Raw genomic sequence first — 17,256 nt, 5'->3', positions numbered from 1 at the left:
CGCGGCTTACGTTTTTACAATGATAGCAGGAGAAAAGCAGGTGACTATTTAGCTAACGCAGATTTTCTTTTCAGAAACAGATTAGCCTTTATCCGTAAGAAAAACGTAGCGTCTACACTACTGTTTATACTATGGATGCGACAGCAACAATTGAGTTCTTTGGCAGTCTGAACGATTTTCCAGCCCTTTCAGGGAGAGACAATAAGCTGTTGTACAGATTTTCGGGTACTCCAGCCGTGAAAGATGCCATTGAAGCTATTGGTGTTCCCCACCCGGAAGTAGATGTGATTCTGATCAACAACCAACCCGTTGATTTTTCTCATCCTTTACATGCTGATGACAAGGTGGCCGTGTATCCGGCTGATGCCGATAAAGATTGGCCCGTCGGATATTCTTTGCAGGCAAAGCACCCGGCTCCTAACCGATTCGTTTTAGATGTGCATCTTGGTAAACTGGCAAGAGCCGTACGAATGCTGGGATTCGACACTTGTTATGAGAACGACTACTCTGATAAAGCCATTGCGCAGATAGCTGAAGCGGAAGAGCGCATAGTGCTCACCCGGGATGTCGGTTTACTAAAGCACAAAAACATCCGCTGGGGTTATTGGCTTCGTTCCCAGTACCTCGAAGAGCAACTGTCAGAAGTGGTGAATTTCTTTAAACTGAGGGAGAAGTTCAAGCCTTTTACCCGGTGCCTGGCATGCAACGGTCGTATCTACGAAGTGCCAAAAGAAATTGTACTAGAGCAATTGCCTGCTCAGACCAGGCAATACTTTAACCAGTTCTACCAGTGCGACAGCTGTAAACGCATTTACTGGAAAGGTTCACATTATGAGCGGATGCAGCAGTTTATTCAAAAGCAGTCACTTTCTTCAAAATAATCTGAATTGGCTTTTTGGGAAAATGCAGGTTAAGAATCAAAATGATACAGGAAGGTGATGATGCCAGTGAAAGCTGGCTTTTTGCTGCCTTCAATCTCCATGGTTACTTCTAACCGTGCTTTTGCAATTCCCCTTAGATCTTTTACCGAAAGCAGCTTTGCCCGCAGGCGCACCTGACTGTCTACAGTAACGGCCTGGTTAAAGCGCAGGCTTTCTATCTCGTAGTTCACCTGCATCTTCAGGTTCTCAATCGTTGCAATCTGATGCCAGAGATAAGGCAGGAGCGACACCGTCAGGTAGCCGTGTGCTATCGTGGTTTTAAAAGGCGATTCTGTTTTGGCTCGTTCCGCGTCGAGGTGTATCCACTGATGGTCCAGTGTAGCATCCGCAAATTTGTTTATTTGCTCCTGCGTGATGGTGTGGTACTCTGATACACCCATTTCAGTTCCTTCGTATTGCTCAAGCTCTTTCAGGTTACTGATAGTTACTTTGCTCATGAATTCAGTTTTTTGATTGTTTGGGGCTCTGGAAGTTCGGGTTTGCTGGCAACAGCATAAAAGCAGTTGCATAGCATTTACTCTGGCTAATATAGTGTAATTTCATAAATAGGTTGCATGTTAAGCTCTCCGCGCCTCATTTTTCACCCTCAAGTGAACCGCTTTACGCTAAAACTGTTTATACACGTAATAAGCCACGACAGAAATTAGTAACTTGCTATCTGAGTATACTGCCCGTTTTAAGAATAGAATTGAAAGTCTGAAATGAAGGAAGTACAGGACATCGTACGGGCTTTTGAAGAAGCCCGGAAAGAAGGGAAACAGACCGCGCTGGCAACGGTGGTGCATGTGCAGGGGTCTTCTTACAGAAGGCCCGGCGCACGCATGCTCGTAACCGAAGATGGGAAGCTGACTGGTGCCATCAGCGGCGGCTGCCTGGAGGGGGATGCTCTACGTAAGGCTCGGCTGGCGATGGTACAGCAAAAAGCCATGCTTGTTACCTACGATACCACCGATGAAGATGATGCTAAACTAGGCGTAGGGTTGGGCTGTAACGGTATCATTCAGATTCTGATTGAACCCATCAACCCGGACAACCCAGAAAATCCTGTCACTTTGCTGCAATCGTTTTTAGATAATCGCCAGCACGCCGTACTGGTCACGCTATTTTCATTGGATTATCAGGCAGCCATGCAGCCAGGTACCTGTCTTTTTGCTACGGAAGGGGGTGCCATTGTTGGGGGCTTTCAGGACAAATCACTGGAGAAGGCCTTGATTGCGGATGCACAGGAGGTTTTGCGGACGCGCACTTCTATGACAAAGACTTACGCGACACCTCAGACTGCTCTCACCGGTTTTGTTGAGTTACTGAAGCCTGCTGTCTCCCTTATCATAGCAGGAGCAGGAAACGATGCTATTCCAGTAACCGAGATGGCAGCCATTCTGGGCTGGCAGACAACGGTGGTAGATCGGCGTGCGAGTTATGCGACGGCAGAAAGATTTCCTGCTGCCCAGCAGGTGCTTGTAGCAAAGCCGGAGCAGGTGCTTTCCAAAATAAAACTGGATGAGCAAACAGTATTCGTGCTGATGACGCACAACTATAACTACGACACCGCTATGTTGCGTCAGTTGCTACCGCTGCAAATGCCTTACGTTGGCGTGCTCGGACCCAAGAAGAAACTGGAACGGATGCTGGAGGAACTACAGGAGGAGGGGATGCAGCTAAGCGAAGAGGAACGGAAAAGTGTTTACGGTCCTGTTGGGTTGGATGTAGGGGCAGAAACCTCTGAGGAGATAGCACTTGCTATTGTTTCTGAAATTAAAGCGGTTCTCTCCAAAAGGGTGGGCACCTCGCTGCGAGACAAGCAGGATGTAATCCACTCCCGCGAAGGTGAAAAGATTAAGCAGGTAACACTAGAATAGAAAAAAAATGACCGGACTTGTATTATTGGCAGCGGGAGCTTCAAAACGCCTCGGTAAGCCGAAACAGGAGCTGCTGTACCAGGGCGAAACGCTATTACAACATGCAGTATATGCTGCTATTAAGTCGGTATGCAAACCGATTATGGTGGTTTTGGGAGCCAATGCAAATCAGTTGTCTCCTAAATTATCAGGAGAAAATGTAGTTACAGCGCATAACCCGGATTGGCAGGAAGGAATGGCTTCCTCTCTCCGGGTTGGTCTTTCTGAGCTAATTTCCATTGAACCTGAAGTCTCAGATGCTATTTTCATGGTCTGTGACCAGCCCTTTGTAGATGCCGCCCTCCTAGATAAACTTGTACAGACAAAGCAGGAGAGTGGAAAGGGGATAGTGGCCTCTGCTTATGGAGATACCCTGGGTACGCCAGCCTTGTTCGATAAAGCCTATTTTGAAGAACTCATGGCGTTAGAAGGAAAGGGGGGAGCCAAGGAGTTTTTGTTTAAGTATAACCACGATACAGCCTCCGTTCCTTTTCCGCAGGGTGTAGTTGATATAGATACTCCTGCAGATTATGACGCTTTACTTGATTCATCATCAAAGGATTAAGTTTTATTATTTTAGCCTCTTCCGGAATTATCTACAGCAAACTGACATTATTTAATTAATTTAGATTTTAATCATACACTTGATATTATATGGCCACTTATAAGCTGCAAATCAACGGCCGAAGCTACGAGGCCGACGTTGAGGCAGATACCCCTTTATTGTGGGTGCTGCGAGACAACCTGGGGTTAGTCGGAACCAAGTATGGCTGCGGTATTGCACAATGCGGCGCATGCACCGTGCACATGAACGGGAATGCGATGCGTTCCTGCGTACTTCCGGTCTCAGCCGTAGGTAACGCCAAGATCACGACCATAGAAGGTCTGTCTGAAAAAGGCGATCACCCGGTGCAGTTAGCCTGGGACGAAGTGGACGTGGCCCAGTGCGGTTACTGCCAGGCAGGTCAGATAATGGCAGCCACTGCCTTGCTCAACAAAAATCCTAACCCGACAGAGGAGGAAATTGAAAATACGATGAACGGGAATATCTGCCGTTGTGGTACCTATCATCGCATTCGTGAAGCCGTTGCTTTAGCAGCTAAAAAATCTAAATAGCCATGTCAAGTCTATCAAAACCAAACAGACGCAATTTCATGAAGCTGGCCGCTACCGCAAGTGGTGGTCTTTTCCTGGGCTTTAGCTGGACCAGTTCGGTAGCCTCGGCGCTGGAAGTAGTAAGCGACACAGCGATTGCCGCAGGTAAAATTGAATTCAACAGCTTCATGGCCCTTTCTCCGGATGGTATTGTCACCATATTCTCTCCTAACCCCGAGCTGGGGCAGAATATCAAGACGTCCTTCCCGATGGTGGTGGCAGAGGAGTTGGATGCAGACTGGACAAAGGTGAAGGTGGTGCAGGCACCGCTGGATACAAAGAAATTTGAGCGCCAGCTGACAGGTGGCAGTGGAGCGGTACCGCACTCCTGGGAGCGCCTGCGCAAAGCGGGTGCCACAGCCCGCCACATGTTGATGGAGGCTGCCGCCAAGCGTTGGAAAGTGCCAGCCAGCAGCCTTACCACAGAAAACGGCATGGTAGTGCATGCGGCAAGTGGCCGCAAACTGAGCTATGGCGAATTGGCAACCGAGGCCTCAAAGCTACCTGTACCAACAGAGGTGAAGTTGAAGGATCCGAAAGACTTTAAGCTTATAGGTACGGCCGTACGCAACGTGGATAACCGTGAGATGATTACGGGCAAGCCGCTTTATGGAATTGATTTCTATAAAGAAGGCATGTTGTTCGCGATGATTCAGCGCCCGAAGGCTTTTGGTATGAAGCTGAAGTCAGTGGATGCCACGGCAGCCAAAGCTATGCCCGGTATCGTGGATGTGGTTACCTTCAAAAACAACGTGGCAGTAGTAGGCAAGTCTACCTGGCAGGTGAACAAGGCACGTAAAGCACTGAAAATAGCATACGAGAAAGAGGCGGCACTTGAAAGCAGCTCTGACCATGATCGCATATTCAAAGAACTGCTGAACAGCCCGGATGCAACCGTTCGCCGCAAGGATGGTGATGTGGACGGAGCATTTAAAAAGGCAGCAAAAGTGATAAAAAGCGAGTACCAGTGCCCGTTCCTGCCGCATAGTCCTATGGAGCCGATGAACTTCTTTGCGCATGTTCGTCCGGATGGGGTGGAGTTGGCCGGACCTACGCAGACGCCGGAAATGGCGCGCGGTCAGGTAGCAAAGCTTTTGAACATTGACCCTGAGAAAATAACGCTGGAGCTTACCCGTTTAGGTGGTGGCTTTGGCCGCAGGCTGAGTGCTGACTATGTATTGGAAGCAGCTGAATTGTCCAGCATCATTAAGCAGCCGGTGAAAGTTATCTGGACCCGCGAAGACGACACCACCGGTGGTACCTACAGGCCAGCTGTTCGTTATCGTTTCGAGGCTGCCCTGGATGCCAAAGGAAACATGATTGGCTATAAACTGCGTGGCGTAGGCATGAATACCGGCAACCCGACACGGGAGGATAACTTCCCGTCTGGTGCGGTAGACAACCTGCTGATTGATTCTGTTGAGCATAAATCTCCAATTACAACAGGTCCATGGCGTGCTCCTATTACGAATTTTCTTGCCTATGCCGAACAGGCTTTCCTGGATGAGGTAGCCCATGCCGCAGGAAAAGACCCGGTGCAGTTTCGCCTGGAACTACTGGACAAAGCAAAGAAATCGCCGGTGGGAGAAGTGAAGTATGACATCGACCGCATGAAAGGCGTGATAGACTTAGCAGTAGAGAAATCAGGCTGGGGTAAGAAGAAAGGTGTTGCGCAGGGCTTCAGCGTTTATTTCTCGCACAGGTCGTATGTGGCCCAGGTAGGAGAGGTAGAGGTGAAAAATGGTGCGCCTGTCGTGACAAGAGTATACGCCGCCTGCGACTGCGGTATGGTCATCAACTTGAGCGGTGCCAACCAGCAGGTACGGGGTGGAGTTGTGGATGGAATGGGCCATGCCATGTATGGTAAACTCTCCTTTAAAGACGGCGCACCAGAGCAGGATAACTTTGGCGCTTACCGATTGATCCGCATGAAAGAGGTGCCGGAGGTGGATGTTCATTTCGTAAACAATGGCATAGACCCAACTGGATTAGGTGAGCCAGCGCTTCCTCCAACTGGTGGTGCTGTGGCAAACGCTATCTTTAAAGCAACAGGCAAGCGCTTGAGAAATCAGCCATTTGCTGAGCAGGCAGAGTTAAAGACAGTATAAGGTCATCTAACAGTTTAAATTATAAAGAACATGCCGCCATGTGTAAAGCTCAACCTGACACTGGCGGCATGTTTCCTTTTTCCGGGAAGATGAATTCTCCTGTACAGCACTTTGCGTATGAGAGCTTATGGGCAAAGTCGAAAAGAAAATCCGCTGCCGTTGTTGTGTGTTTTCACCAACAACGGCAGCGGATATATAAATGTATCGGATGAGTGGTCAGAACTGTGAGTTTATCAAACCAGGCTCAATTATTAATATACTGATTCTCCACATTTTTCCTGAGGAATAAATAGATGTTGATAGACAAACACGGAAGAAAAATAAACTACTTAAGGCTGGCGGTAACAGACAGGTGCAACCTGCGCTGCTTTTACTGTATGCCGGAGGAGGGCCTCGACTGGCTTGCCAGAAAGGAGTTGATGACTTACGAGGAGATGCTCCACGTTTGTTCCGTGTTAGTGAAGATGGGCATTGAGAAAATACGCATCACGGGTGGCGAACCTTTTGTACGTAAAGAGTTCATGCCCTTTTTAACAAAGCTGTCTAAACTGCAGGGGCTGCAGGAGCTGACAATTACTACGAACGGTGTATTGACGGCGCCTTTTGTGCCGGAGCTTAAAAAACTGGGGATTAAATCTGTCAACCTCAGCCTCGATACCTTAGACAGGAACCGTTTCTTCGCTATTACCCGTCGCGACGAGTTGCCGCGAGTGATGGAAACGTTGGAAGCTTTGCTGCACCACGACATAGAGGTGAAGCTGAATGCCGTGGTAATGGAAGGCAAGAATACCGATGATATCCTGCCACTGGTAGAACTCACTAAAGACATGCCTGTCAGTGTCCGGTTTATTGAGGAAATGCCTTTTAACGGGGAGGGTAATCACTACACCAATCTCACCTGGGACCATGTGCAGATACTGAACACTATCAGGCAACAGTATCCGGACATCCAAAAAGTCCCTGATGCACCTTTTTCTACCTCATACAATTATAACATTCTTGGCCACAAAGGCAAAGTAGGCGTCATAGCGGCTTATACACGCTCATTCTGCGGTACCTGCAACCGTATCCGGCTTACTCCACTTGGCGTGCTCAAAACATGCCTGTACGGCGATGGTGTGATGAACGTCAAAGACCTAATGCGTGCGGGTGCAGGAAAAGCAGCGTTACAAGCCGCTTTACTAGCGGCAGTCGGTAAGAAAGAAAAGAACGGCTGGGAAGCGGAAAAGAATAGTGCAGTGCGTTCCGCTCTCAATGCCTCTATGGCCACTATCGGCGGCTAAATATACTCCCTGTTTTTATCGGCACTCACCTTTTATACTCTGAAGCTTTTAGTTCTTCTAAGAGTATTCAATAATTTGCACAGACGCAGCCACTAACGCTAAAAAAACTATGGTTCAGGTACATAAAGCAGAAGAAATTATTCAGGCAGAGGTAAGGGATTTTGGTACGGAAAGTGTGCCTTTTGAACAGGCTTTAGGTCGTGTGCTGGCAGAGGAACTGAAAGCAGACCGGGACATGCCGCCTTACAACCGGGTGGCCATGGATGGCATTGCTTTTCGTTATGAAGCTTTGGAGCAGGGCATCAAAACTTTTAAGATAAAGGCAACGCAGGCAGCAGGAGACAGACCCGTAGAAATCGAATCTGCAGAAGAGTGCATCGAAATTATGACGGGCGCCGCTTTACCGGCCTCAGCAGACACCGTGGTGCGGTATGAAGACCTTGAGATACAGGATGGAAAAGCTACCGTCCTGACAGATGAAGTCAGCAAAGGCCAGAACATACACGCACAAGGAAAAGACAAAAAGCAGGATGAAGCCGTAGCCCTGGCGAATCAGGTTGTAACGCCTGCGCTTATTGGTGTGGCAGCCGCAGTAGGAGCTAGTCAACTGCAGGTAAAAATGCTTCCGAGGGTGGTAGTGATTTCTACCGGAGACGAACTGGTGAAAATAGAGGAAACGCCCTTACCTTACCAGATAAGGCGCTCTAACAGTTACACCATCAAAGCTGCTTTAGAGACTTATGGTGTGCAGGCAGACCTGCTGCATATCCCGGATGATATAGCCACCATGAAGCGACAGCTGAATAACTGCCTCCAGCAGTATGATGTACTGATATTGAGTGGCGGTATTTCGATGGGAAAGTTTGATTATGTACCACAGGTGCTGGAAGAGCTGGAAGTAATAAAGCTTTTCCATAAAGTGAAGCAGCGACCAGGGAAGCCTTTCTGGTTTGGAAAACACGCCCAAGGTGCTTTAGCGTTTGCTCTTCCGGGTAATCCTGTCTCTACTTTTATGTGCTTTCACCGGTACTTTCTGCCCTGGCTGGAGGCTTCTCTGGGTGCAGGTCCTAAACGAAAAGCATATGCCGTGCTTACCAAAGACTTGACTTTTAACCCTCCATTACAATACTTCCTGCAGGTAAACTTAAGCCAGAATGAGCAGGGGCAGATGCTGGCCACGCCACAGGAGGGAAACGGCTCCGGCGACTTTGCCAACCTGGTAGAGGCAGATGCTTTTTTGGAGCTTCCCGCTGAACAGACTAACTTTAAGCAGGGAGAGGTGTACCAGGTGTGGCCTTTTAAGCAGTTGGTATAGCTTAAAGGAAAGCCGCAATTAAACGAATGAACAACAGAGATAAGAGATAAGATGAGGGATTTTTCACATTTAGATAAAGAAGGAAAAGCTACGATGGTGGATGTGGGCGGCAAGCAGGCAACACACCGGACTGCCACCGCCAGAAGCATTGTGGCGCTTCCTCCCGAAGTACTGGAGAAGTTTACCGCAGACGACATTCAAACCAAAAAAGGCTCCGTATTCCAAACCGCTATCATTGCAGGCATTATGGCAGCGAAAAAAACAGGCGACCTGATTCCGCTTTGCCACCCGCTCGGGATGGAAAACTGCAACATCAGCATTCAGTTTAATGAGCAGCAGGAAGTGGTGATTGACTGCACAGCCAGCATCACAGCTAAAACGGGTATCGAGATGGAAGCACTAGTGGGAGCATCTGTGGCGGCACTTACCGTATATGATATGTGTAAAGCGTTGAGCCATGACATTGTCATCAAAGAAACAAAGCTGATTCAAAAAACAGGAGGGAAGCGTGACTTCAAAAGGGCATAAAAAACACAGCGTTATTTCGAGGCCGGCTTACGGCAACTTTGCGCGCAACGAATGGGCCATAGTGGGCACACCCTGTGGCGCTATTAAAACACTGGCAGATGTAGTTACCAAAGCATTGTCTCCTGAACACAAATGCGCTTACGTGGATGCCTCTCATGCGCATGCCGATGCCGCAGAAGTATTGCCAGGTCGTTTAGCAGTTGGGGCCGTGGCTGAATATACCGACCAAATCAGTTACCATCAGCTGGAGCTAAACAAGGAACTGAATCCCTTTCAGTTCAGGCAGTTTTTCTCTGACATGGATGTGGTGCTGGTGAATGGAAACCACGAGCAGGCAAAGGCGCAGGTGGTGGTAATTGACGAAAGCAAAAAAGTATCTTTGCAGAAACGGGTGGCACAGCTAACTAATGTGCAGCTGCTCTTAATGGCTGATAATGCAAATGAAGTATTTGATTTTTTGCAGCAAGCGATTCCAGAGTGGCAGGAGCTTCCCCTGTATCGGCTGAGTGATACGGAGAAAATTGTTGCCTTTTTTCAGGGGCAAATGCAGCAGGCCAGGCCTCTGCTGAATGGATTGGTGCTAGCAGGTGGGAAGAGTGTGCGTATGGGGCAGGACAAAGGCGCCATGCTGTGGCACGGGAAAGAACAGCGATACTTTGTGGCTGACCTGCTAAAGGAATTCTGCTCAGAAGTCTTTATCTCCTGCCGCCCCGAACAGCAGGATGAGTTTGACAGCAACTATAAAACAGTGGCAGATACTTTTACAGGTTTGGGACCATACGGCGCGATACTCTCCGCCTTTCGGGAGCAGCCGGATGCGGCTTGGCTGGTGGTAGCCTGCGACCTGCCTTTGCTGGATCAGCACACACTGCAGCAGTTGATAGACAACAGAAAAGTTGCCGCCGTAGCCACGACATATGAAAGTCCGCATGATGGTTTCCCGGAGCCGCTTATTACCATTTGGGAGCCGAAAAGCTATCCGCTGCTGCTGTCTTTCCTGGCACAGGGATATACGTGCCCCCGAAAGGTGTTGCGCAACAGCGATATCAATATGCTGAAGCCAATCAATCCGGATGCGCTCCTGAACGTGAATACACCGGAAGAGTCGGAGAAAGTGAAACAGATGATGCAGTAGTTTTCTCGGGCACCAGCATCATCCTTATTTTCCTGCTTGATTTATTTTATATAAAAAAGAACACCTCATGCGACCTGACTTACTGCGATACAGCTGCCAGATGTCCCTTCCTGGCTTCAGTGAAATCTCACAGAAAAAACTTCAGGATGCACGGGTGCTTATTGTTGGAACAGGTGGCTTGGGTTGCCCCGCGGCACAGTACTTAACATCAGCAGGTGTCGGTACTATTGGCATCGCTGATTTCGATACGGTGTCTGTGAGCAATCTGCACCGGCAGATTTTGTTCACGCCGGAGGAGGTAGGGCAGAAGAAAGCTTTGGTGGCCTGTGAGAAGCTGCAAAAGCAAAACCCCGGTGTTAAGCTGGTGCCGCATGTGGTAAAAGTTATCTCTGATAACGTGATGGACCTGTTGCAGTATTATGACCTGGTGCTGGACGGCACCGATAACTTTGATGCGACTTACCTGCTGAACGATGCCTGTGTACTCGCTGATAAACCGCTTGTGTTCGGGGCTATTTACCAATTTGAGGGGCAGGTTGCAGTTTGGAACGTGCCTACTGCAGACGGTGCAAGAACACCAAATTACAGAGATATTTTCCCGGATGTAGACGCTTCGCAGGTGCCCAATTGTACGGAGGGTGGCGTAATACCCACGCTGGCAGGTATGATAGGCTGCATGCAGGCTAACGAGGCGATCAAGTACATCACGAACACAGGAGAAGTGCTGGCCGGTAAAATGCTGTTGGTGGACGCACAAAATATGCAAAGCCGCATCATCAAAATAGGCGCTGTTACCAAAACAAATATCACCAGCTTACCTGAAACAGAGTTTATTCCCACTATCAGTGCACCTGAACTTAAGGCAGGAATAGAGAAGGAAGCATATGAGCTGGTGGATGTGCGGAATACGGCAGAGCGCCTGATGTACAGTATAGGAGGGACGCATGTGCCGCTCGATAAAGTAGAGCAGGAAACTTCTTTTCTGAATGCAGGAAAACCCGTGGTTTTCTATTGTGCATCCGGCAAACGCAGCGCTGAAGCAGTTAAGCTTGTTCAGAGAAAGTATCCGAATATGGAGGCCTTCTCGCTGGAAGGTGGCCTGAAAGCCTGGATGGGGCAGGGGTGAGTTTCCTGATTTAGCTCGGTTGAGAATCAACCTTTTTCCCCGCTACTGTCTTCTTCATACACACGCTGTTTTCTATATTTTCGTACTGGCCGTAGTTCGGTATAACGTCATAGCCACTCTTCGTGTACAGTCTGATAGCCTCTGGCTGGGCTTTCCCGGTTTCTAAGACTAGGGTGTGAAAACCTATTTCAACTGCCCAAGCCTCCAATTCGCTCAACATCTTTCCAGCAATTCCTTTCCCCCGAAACTCAGGCCGCACGTACATGCGCTTTACCTCTCCGGTACCTGCTGCATAGGCTTTTACTGCGCCGCAACCCACTGCCTGCTTCTCCTGATAAGCCACTACGGCATGTTTTATCATGTCGATCTTGTTGAACTGCGCGTAAAAGGGGTGGTCTTCCCCATCTCTTTCACTGAGATCTGCATCGAGAAGGCGTACCAACTCTATGAAGTCTTTGTTGTTGGAATCTGTTCGGATTACGGTGATCATGGCATCAGCACTAATGGTTGGTACAGTTCTCATTTAGGTCAGTATCATATGAAGCATAGGATAAGGTTTTCCGGTACTGTCGAATGCGGAGCGGCTGATTGTCCTGAACCCAAAATGCTCATAAAACCCTATGGCCTGTTTGTTCTCCTCATTTACATCTACTTTGTTTGACCCTAGCTTCTCTACAGCGTAATGTAGCAGCATGGTACCGATGCCTTTGCCTCTCATGTCAGGATGGATAAACAGCATTTCGATATTACCCTCCGCAACTCCCAGAAAACCGACAATATTATTTTCCTCATCCCGAACACACCGTAAGTCTACAGCATGCAAATACTCCTGTAAGATGAGGGGCTTATAAAAAAGAATGTCTTCCTCTTTTAGAAAATGGTGCGTTTCTCTGACAGATGCTTCCCACACATCTACCACTTCCGGGAACTCAGCCGGCTTTACGCTGTCAATATAATAATTCATGACCTCCAACTATAGGCAAAGCCCATAACTACGGATGTGCTGCCACCCACACTTCGCCATCTTCAAATACTTCTCTTTTCCAGATAGGAACTGTATCCTTAAGGGAATCAATAGTGTAGCGGCAGGCATCAAAAGCAGCACCACGATGTGCGGCTGCTACAGCAATTACAACAGGTACTTCGCCCACCTGCAGCACGCCGGTGCGGTGGTGGATTAGTATCTTCTGCACAGGCCATTTTTCTAAAGCCTGCTCAGCAATCTTCTGCATTTCGCTCAGCGCCATCTGCTTATAGGCTTCGAACTCAAGCCGAATCACTTCTTTGCCCTTTGTGGCGTTGCGCACTGTTCCTATAAACACATCTATACCACCACACTCCGGCGACATCACCCAATCGATGCATGCCGAAATGTCTAATGCCTCTTCTGAAATCTGTATGTCAATCATGTGCTGCTTTCTTAACCCCCGCTAACAGGTGGAATAATGGCTATTTCATCGCGCTGCTGCAGCGCATTGTCTGCTACGGCGTATTCATTATTCACGGCAATCATGTAAGAAGCCAGCTGTGCCAGGCGTGGATACTGCTCTTCCAGTTCACCCCGTAGTTCCCCCACCGTTGCGTCACTCGTCAGCTCTACTTCAACTGTCGAGCCTCCAACGATTTCTTTTGCTATTCCGAATGCTAAAACATTTACCTTCATCTCCAGTGATTAAAATCAACTCAAATGTTTATATAATACTTCAATACCCGCCACAAAAATAAGGGCTGCTGTCATACGCCGGATCACGAGCGGGTTGAACCTCTTAATTGCCATACGGGAACCTAACTGCCCTCCGGCAAACACAGCCACACATAAAAACAAGATACGGCTGAAATCTATGGATGGAGGCAAGTGGGTCAGCTGTCCGGCTATTCCTGAAACAGAGTTCACCAATATGAAAAAGCTTGCTGTTGCTGCTATTCTTTTTGGAGTGTCCCAGCCGATCAGGTTCAGAAGAGGAGACAGGAAGATACCCCCGCCAATTCCAATCATCCCGGACAGAAAGCCGATAGTACCACCCAAAGCTCCGTCCTGTACATAACTCTTTTTGTCTGGCGCAGTAGTCTTAATTGCATTATCTGGCCTTGTCCTGAACCAAAGCAATAGAGCCGCTACAAGTAAACTACAGCCCAGCAAGATAAAGAACGTACGCTGTTCTATACGCAGCATAGCCCCTACAAAGGCCATCGGAACACTGGCAATAACCAATGGGATGATCTTTCTCCAGTTTACGTGCTTATTCCGGATAAAGAGAATGGTGCCTCCTGTTACCACTACTACGTTGCAAAGCAAGGCAATCAACCTGAGTTCTTTAAATGGGAGACCATACAGCGCCAGAATAGCCAGGTAACTGGAGCCGCCTCCAAAGCCAACGGATGCATATACAAAAGCAATCATAAAAAAGAAGAGAAGGAGCTCCCAATGTAGCATTTTCGGCTTATTAGTGGTGATGGGGTATAAGGCCCGTTACGGTTTAAGTGTTCAAATTAAATAAGGAGAGACTGCATCAGCAAACTTCTCGTAGTAAAAGCTGTACCTGCTGCGTTTCATAGCCAATGTATTTGACCTGCACCGTATGTGTGCCTGTCGGTAAGTTCAGCTTGTACTGACCATATGCATTGCAGGAAGAGCCGTTCTTCAGGTTTACAATGAAAATGGAGGCAAAGGGTAGCGGCTCCCCCTCCTGGTCTATAACCGTTCCTTCTATACCCTGTGCAAAAAGCGATAGCTGCAACACCAGCAGGAAGAGGAGGAGGATATACTGCGTAAAGATTGGTTTCATGAGCTGGTGTTAACGAGTTACCTGAAAGAGGATTGACCACAGCAGTATTTCTTTGCAAAAGATGTGGTTAAGCGCCTACACTGGGGTAGATGCAATAAGGAGAAGCGCGGTTGCATGAGATGCAGAAGTTTTCCTGCCAGATGTAGATTCCAGGACTCAAAGAGAAAGTTACTACTTTCTGTACCGCTTTTCATGAGGAAAGAAAACAGAAAAGGCCGCTCAAATTAGAGACAGCCTTTTCTGTGTATTGCCTGATGACACCTTGTTCAGAATTTAAAGAATTGCTACGCAGTCATTCCGGTTTGAATCAACTTACTTCTTTTTCCTTACTTCCGCTACCTGAGCGGGAGTGACAGCTGCTTTCGCTTTGTTGCCGAAGCTGTTCTGTACATAGTTAAGGACGTCGGCAATTTGCTCGTCTGTTAAATGGCTTTGAGGCGGCATGACCATGTTATAGGCTTTGCCATTTACGGTTACTTCACCGCTCAACCCATGCACCACAACACCGACAGCTCGTTTCTGGTCTTTCATCAGGTAATCAGACTTTGCCAATGGAGGAAAAACACCAGCCATACCTTCGCCGGTAGCCATATGGCAGGCCTGGCACGTAGTGCTGTACACTTCCTTACCTCGTTTCACACTGGCAGTCAGGTCGTCCTGTGCCGTAAATAAATAGCCACTCGTAACGAAGGCAATCAGTAAAAAACTCTTCAACATATCTTTAGGTTTAAGCAGCTAAAATAATAACTAATATAATGTTCACACAAAGAAATATAGAAAAAGCCGCCCGAACATCTGTTAAGGCGGCTTTCGTTATGATAGGTAGCTATTGAGCTGTACCTGCTCTTAAAGTCTCACTATTGCTTGTAGAACCTGGCTACATATCCGCCACCCGGTGCCATCTTAATCTTCAGCTTTCGGTCTTGTGGCACATCAATAACTTCGCGCTTGTAGTCAGCCGCATTCCGGTGTGCGTTTACGCCATCTTTAAATACCTCCGCTTTGTAGTTTCCTTCTCCCAAAAAAGACAGGTCAAGTTCCATTTCGCGCGGGTCCCAGTTTGTTAGGGCGCCTACATACCATTCATTTCCTTTGCGGCGGGCAATGGCAATATACTCTCCAATTTTACCGTCTAAGGCAACAGTATTGTCCCATACTTCCGGAACAGCGGCCATGAAGTCTGTACTTTCCTGCTCTTTCCTGTAGTTGGTAGGGGTATCAGCCAGCATGTTGATCGGAGATTCGAAGACAACGTATTCGGCTAACTGCCGGCTGCGGGTACCTTGGCTCATAGGCTCCGAGTGAATCGGACGGTAACTGCCTTTGGTGGCATTGCGCATGGCACCCTGGGTATAGTCTATCGGACCGGCCAGCATTCGGATAAATGGCATCGTCACGTCGTAGGTCACTTGGTCTACTTGCGGCGGCGACCATTTCATCTGCTCAAGGCCATGCACTCCTTCAAAGTTTATTACATTTGGGTAAGTTCGCTGTAGGCCGGTTGGCTTATAGGCGCCATGGAAATCCATTAGCAGTTTGTGCCTTGCTCCAGTCTCGGCAGCGCGGTAGAAAAAGTCAACCATTTCCTGATCATCACGGTTCATGAAATCCACTTTGAAGCCTTTCACGCCCATGTCAGCATAGTGCTTGGCTATGTTTTCCATGTCGCGGTCAAATGCATAGTAGCCAGCCCACAGAATGATGTCTACGCCCTTTTGCTTGCCGTAAGAGATGATTTCTTTCAAGTCAATTTCAGGTACCACCTGCATCAGGTCGGCCTTTTTGTTCACGGCCCAGCCTTCATCCAAGATTACATATTCAATACCGTTTTCAGCGGCAAAGTCGATGTAGTGCTTATAGGTGTCATTATTAATGCCTGCCTCAAAGTCTACTCCTGTAATATTCCAGTCGTTCCACCAGTCCCAGGCTACCTTGCCCGGCTTCACCCAGGATGCATCTTTAATACGAGACGGTTCTGCCAGTTTGTAAACCATGTCGCTGTCAGCCAGTTCTTTGTCTTCTTCGGCAATCACGATAGCGCGCCACGGGAATTGGCGGGTGCCTTTGGCTTTGGCGATGAAGTTCTCTCTTTCCTTCACCAGCATCTGAAGCTCATTGTGGCCACCCTGCTCCACCTTTTTAGGGTAGGCAGGAAACACACCTGATAAAGAAGTCTTCCCGTTTTTGTTTAGCAAGTACATGCCCGGATAGCCTTCAAGGTCAACCTCGGTGATAACTAGTTTTTTACCGTTCGCCGCCTCCACTGCAACAGGCAGGAAAGCCAGGTGATTCTGGTCGAGCTTGGTTAGTGGGCTGTGGGTGTAGGTATTCTCGAAAGAATTGTCAAACTGTTGCTCTATGGTTGGGTTCTCTGTTTGCTCCTGCTTTACATATGGCACAATAGCCGTATAGTCCTTGTCGAAGTTGAAGGTGGCTTCTTCGTTCTGCACATTGAAGTCCTTGCGCTTGGATGTGGCGAAACGATAGGCAACGCCATCGTTGTAGGCACGGAAAATCACGCTGTAATCGTCTCTGAAGTTCAGGACCATCTCATTGTAATTGTCCTTTATCTCTGACCGCTTGTAGACAGGCGTCGGAATCGTTTTGTTGACGGTATTTCGTTTTACATTCTTCAGGCGCGGTTTTGCCCCTAGTGTTTCGCCGTTGCTCAGCTGCATCGAAATAGGAGAGGGCGCAATCATCTGATCATTTTCATGATTCACAGAATAGGTGATTTTGTCTTTTAGATCTACAGTGGCTTTAATCTTACCGTCGGGTGATTGAACAGTGTAGTTCTGCTGTGCGAGTGCGGCAAACTGGCCGAAGACCATCAGCAAAACAAATAGAAAGAATTTATGCTTCATGCTTTTGAATTTATGCTTTGTTGTTTGTTTCGTTTTTAAAGATAAGGGTTGAAAACCGAAGATACCATAAGCAATAGGTAATCTCTCGCTTATGCGGACGAAAAAGCTTATGATGTG

Annotated in this window: 19 protein-coding genes; 10 read left to right on the top strand and 9 right to left on the bottom strand. The window is 48.1% G+C overall.

What is annotated here, in order from left to right; translation table 11 throughout:
* Positions 1-131: 131 nt before the first annotated feature.
* Positions 132-881: a Mut7-C RNAse domain-containing protein gene (locus ACFS7Z_RS04180; RefSeq protein WP_377481375.1), complete on the top strand. Its 750-nt coding sequence runs from the start codon at positions 132-134 to the stop codon at positions 879-881.
* Positions 882-910: 29 nt separating this feature from the next.
* Here the strand turns inward: ACFS7Z_RS04180 and ACFS7Z_RS04175 are convergent, their stop codons facing one another.
* A complete protein-coding gene (locus tag ACFS7Z_RS04175; protein WP_377481372.1) occupies positions 911-1,378 on the bottom strand; it encodes a MaoC family dehydratase in 468 nt (155 codons plus the stop codon).
* A 264-nt stretch (positions 1,379-1,642) separates the two neighbouring features.
* Between ACFS7Z_RS04175 and ACFS7Z_RS04170 the strand changes: the two genes are divergently transcribed.
* From ACFS7Z_RS04170 to ACFS7Z_RS04130, 9 genes are all read left to right on the top strand, one after another.
* Positions 1,643-2,800, top strand: a complete 1,158-nt coding sequence (locus ACFS7Z_RS04170; protein WP_377481370.1) for an XdhC family protein — start codon at positions 1,643-1,645, stop codon at positions 2,798-2,800.
* A gap of 7 nt (positions 2,801-2,807) precedes the next feature.
* Positions 2,808-3,404, top strand: a complete 597-nt coding sequence (locus ACFS7Z_RS04165) for a nucleotidyltransferase family protein (RefSeq protein WP_377481367.1) — start codon at positions 2,808-2,810, stop codon at positions 3,402-3,404.
* Between the two features lie 89 nt (positions 3,405-3,493).
* The gene (locus ACFS7Z_RS04160) at positions 3,494-3,955 is read left to right on the top strand and encodes a (2Fe-2S)-binding protein (RefSeq protein WP_377481364.1); all 462 of its coding nucleotides are present in this window, start codon (positions 3,494-3,496) and stop codon (positions 3,953-3,955) included.
* 2 nt (positions 3,956-3,957) lie between these two features.
* A complete protein-coding gene (locus ACFS7Z_RS04155; RefSeq protein ID WP_377481361.1) occupies positions 3,958-6,102 on the top strand; it encodes a xanthine dehydrogenase family protein molybdopterin-binding subunit in 2,145 nt (714 codons plus the stop codon).
* Positions 6,103-6,395: 293 nt separating this feature from the next.
* The gene (gene moaA, locus ACFS7Z_RS04150; protein WP_377481358.1) at positions 6,396-7,385 is read left to right on the top strand and encodes a GTP 3',8-cyclase MoaA; all 990 of its coding nucleotides are present in this window, start codon (positions 6,396-6,398) and stop codon (positions 7,383-7,385) included.
* Positions 7,386-7,494: 109 nt separating this feature from the next.
* Complete coding sequence (locus ACFS7Z_RS04145) at positions 7,495-8,700, top strand: molybdopterin molybdotransferase MoeA (protein WP_377481355.1); 1,206 nt, start codon at positions 7,495-7,497, stop codon at positions 8,698-8,700.
* Between the two features lie 51 nt (positions 8,701-8,751).
* A complete protein-coding gene (gene moaC, locus ACFS7Z_RS04140) occupies positions 8,752-9,228 on the top strand; it encodes a cyclic pyranopterin monophosphate synthase MoaC (RefSeq protein WP_377481352.1) in 477 nt (158 codons plus the stop codon).
* Positions 9,209-10,363 carry an NTP transferase domain-containing protein gene (locus ACFS7Z_RS04135; protein WP_377481350.1) on the top strand — a complete coding sequence of 385 codons (1,155 nt, stop codon included), beginning with the start codon at positions 9,209-9,211 and terminating at the stop codon, positions 10,361-10,363. Before moaC ends, ACFS7Z_RS04135 begins: the two co-directional genes overlap by 20 nt.
* 67 nt (positions 10,364-10,430) lie before the next feature.
* Positions 10,431-11,489, top strand: coding sequence for a ThiF family adenylyltransferase (locus ACFS7Z_RS04130; RefSeq protein WP_377481347.1), 1,059 nt, complete (start codon positions 10,431-10,433; stop codon positions 11,487-11,489).
* Positions 11,490-11,499: 10 nt separating this feature from the next.
* Here ACFS7Z_RS04130 and ACFS7Z_RS04125 read toward each other — a convergent pair whose 3' ends face one another.
* The 8 genes from ACFS7Z_RS04125 to ACFS7Z_RS04090 all read right to left on the bottom strand — a co-directional run bounded on the left by ACFS7Z_RS04125 (position 11,500) and on the right by ACFS7Z_RS04090 (position 17,139).
* Entirely contained in the window at positions 11,500-12,012 is a 513-nt protein-coding gene (locus ACFS7Z_RS04125) for a GNAT family N-acetyltransferase (RefSeq protein ID WP_377481344.1), read from the bottom strand.
* Positions 12,013-12,453 carry a GNAT family N-acetyltransferase gene (locus ACFS7Z_RS04120; protein ID WP_377481342.1) on the bottom strand — a complete coding sequence of 147 codons (441 nt, stop codon included), beginning with the start codon at positions 12,451-12,453 and terminating at the stop codon, positions 12,013-12,015.
* 28 nt (positions 12,454-12,481) lie between these two features.
* Positions 12,482-12,898: a molybdenum cofactor biosynthesis protein MoaE gene (locus ACFS7Z_RS04115; protein ID WP_377481340.1), complete on the bottom strand. Its 417-nt coding sequence runs from the start codon at positions 12,896-12,898 to the stop codon at positions 12,482-12,484.
* Between the two features lie 11 nt (positions 12,899-12,909).
* Positions 12,910-13,152 (bottom strand): molybdopterin converting factor subunit 1, encoded by a 243-nt coding sequence (gene moaD, locus ACFS7Z_RS04110; RefSeq protein WP_377481337.1) that lies wholly within the window; start codon positions 13,150-13,152, stop codon positions 12,910-12,912.
* A 15-nt stretch (positions 13,153-13,167) separates the two neighbouring features.
* Complete coding sequence (locus tag ACFS7Z_RS04105) at positions 13,168-13,923, bottom strand: sulfite exporter TauE/SafE family protein (protein ID WP_377481334.1); 756 nt, start codon at positions 13,921-13,923, stop codon at positions 13,168-13,170.
* Positions 13,924-13,999: 76 nt separating this feature from the next.
* The gene (locus tag ACFS7Z_RS04100; protein ID WP_377481331.1) at positions 14,000-14,275 is read right to left on the bottom strand and encodes a carboxypeptidase-like regulatory domain-containing protein; all 276 of its coding nucleotides are present in this window, start codon (positions 14,273-14,275) and stop codon (positions 14,000-14,002) included.
* A 312-nt stretch (positions 14,276-14,587) separates the two neighbouring features.
* Positions 14,588-14,992: a c-type cytochrome gene (locus ACFS7Z_RS04095; protein WP_377481328.1), complete on the bottom strand. Its 405-nt coding sequence runs from the start codon at positions 14,990-14,992 to the stop codon at positions 14,588-14,590.
* Between the two features lie 140 nt (positions 14,993-15,132).
* Entirely contained in the window at positions 15,133-17,139 is a 2,007-nt protein-coding gene (locus ACFS7Z_RS04090) for a glycoside hydrolase family 97 protein (protein ID WP_377481325.1), read from the bottom strand.
* Positions 17,140-17,256 lie beyond the last annotated feature (117 nt).

It is taken from the genome of Pontibacter toksunensis, from assembly GCF_042686245.1.
In the GTDB taxonomy this organism is placed as follows: domain Bacteria; phylum Bacteroidota; class Bacteroidia; order Cytophagales; family Hymenobacteraceae; genus Pontibacter; species Pontibacter toksunensis.
Note: the sequence above shows the minus strand (reverse complement) of the source record. Positions and strands in the feature narration are given on the sequence as shown.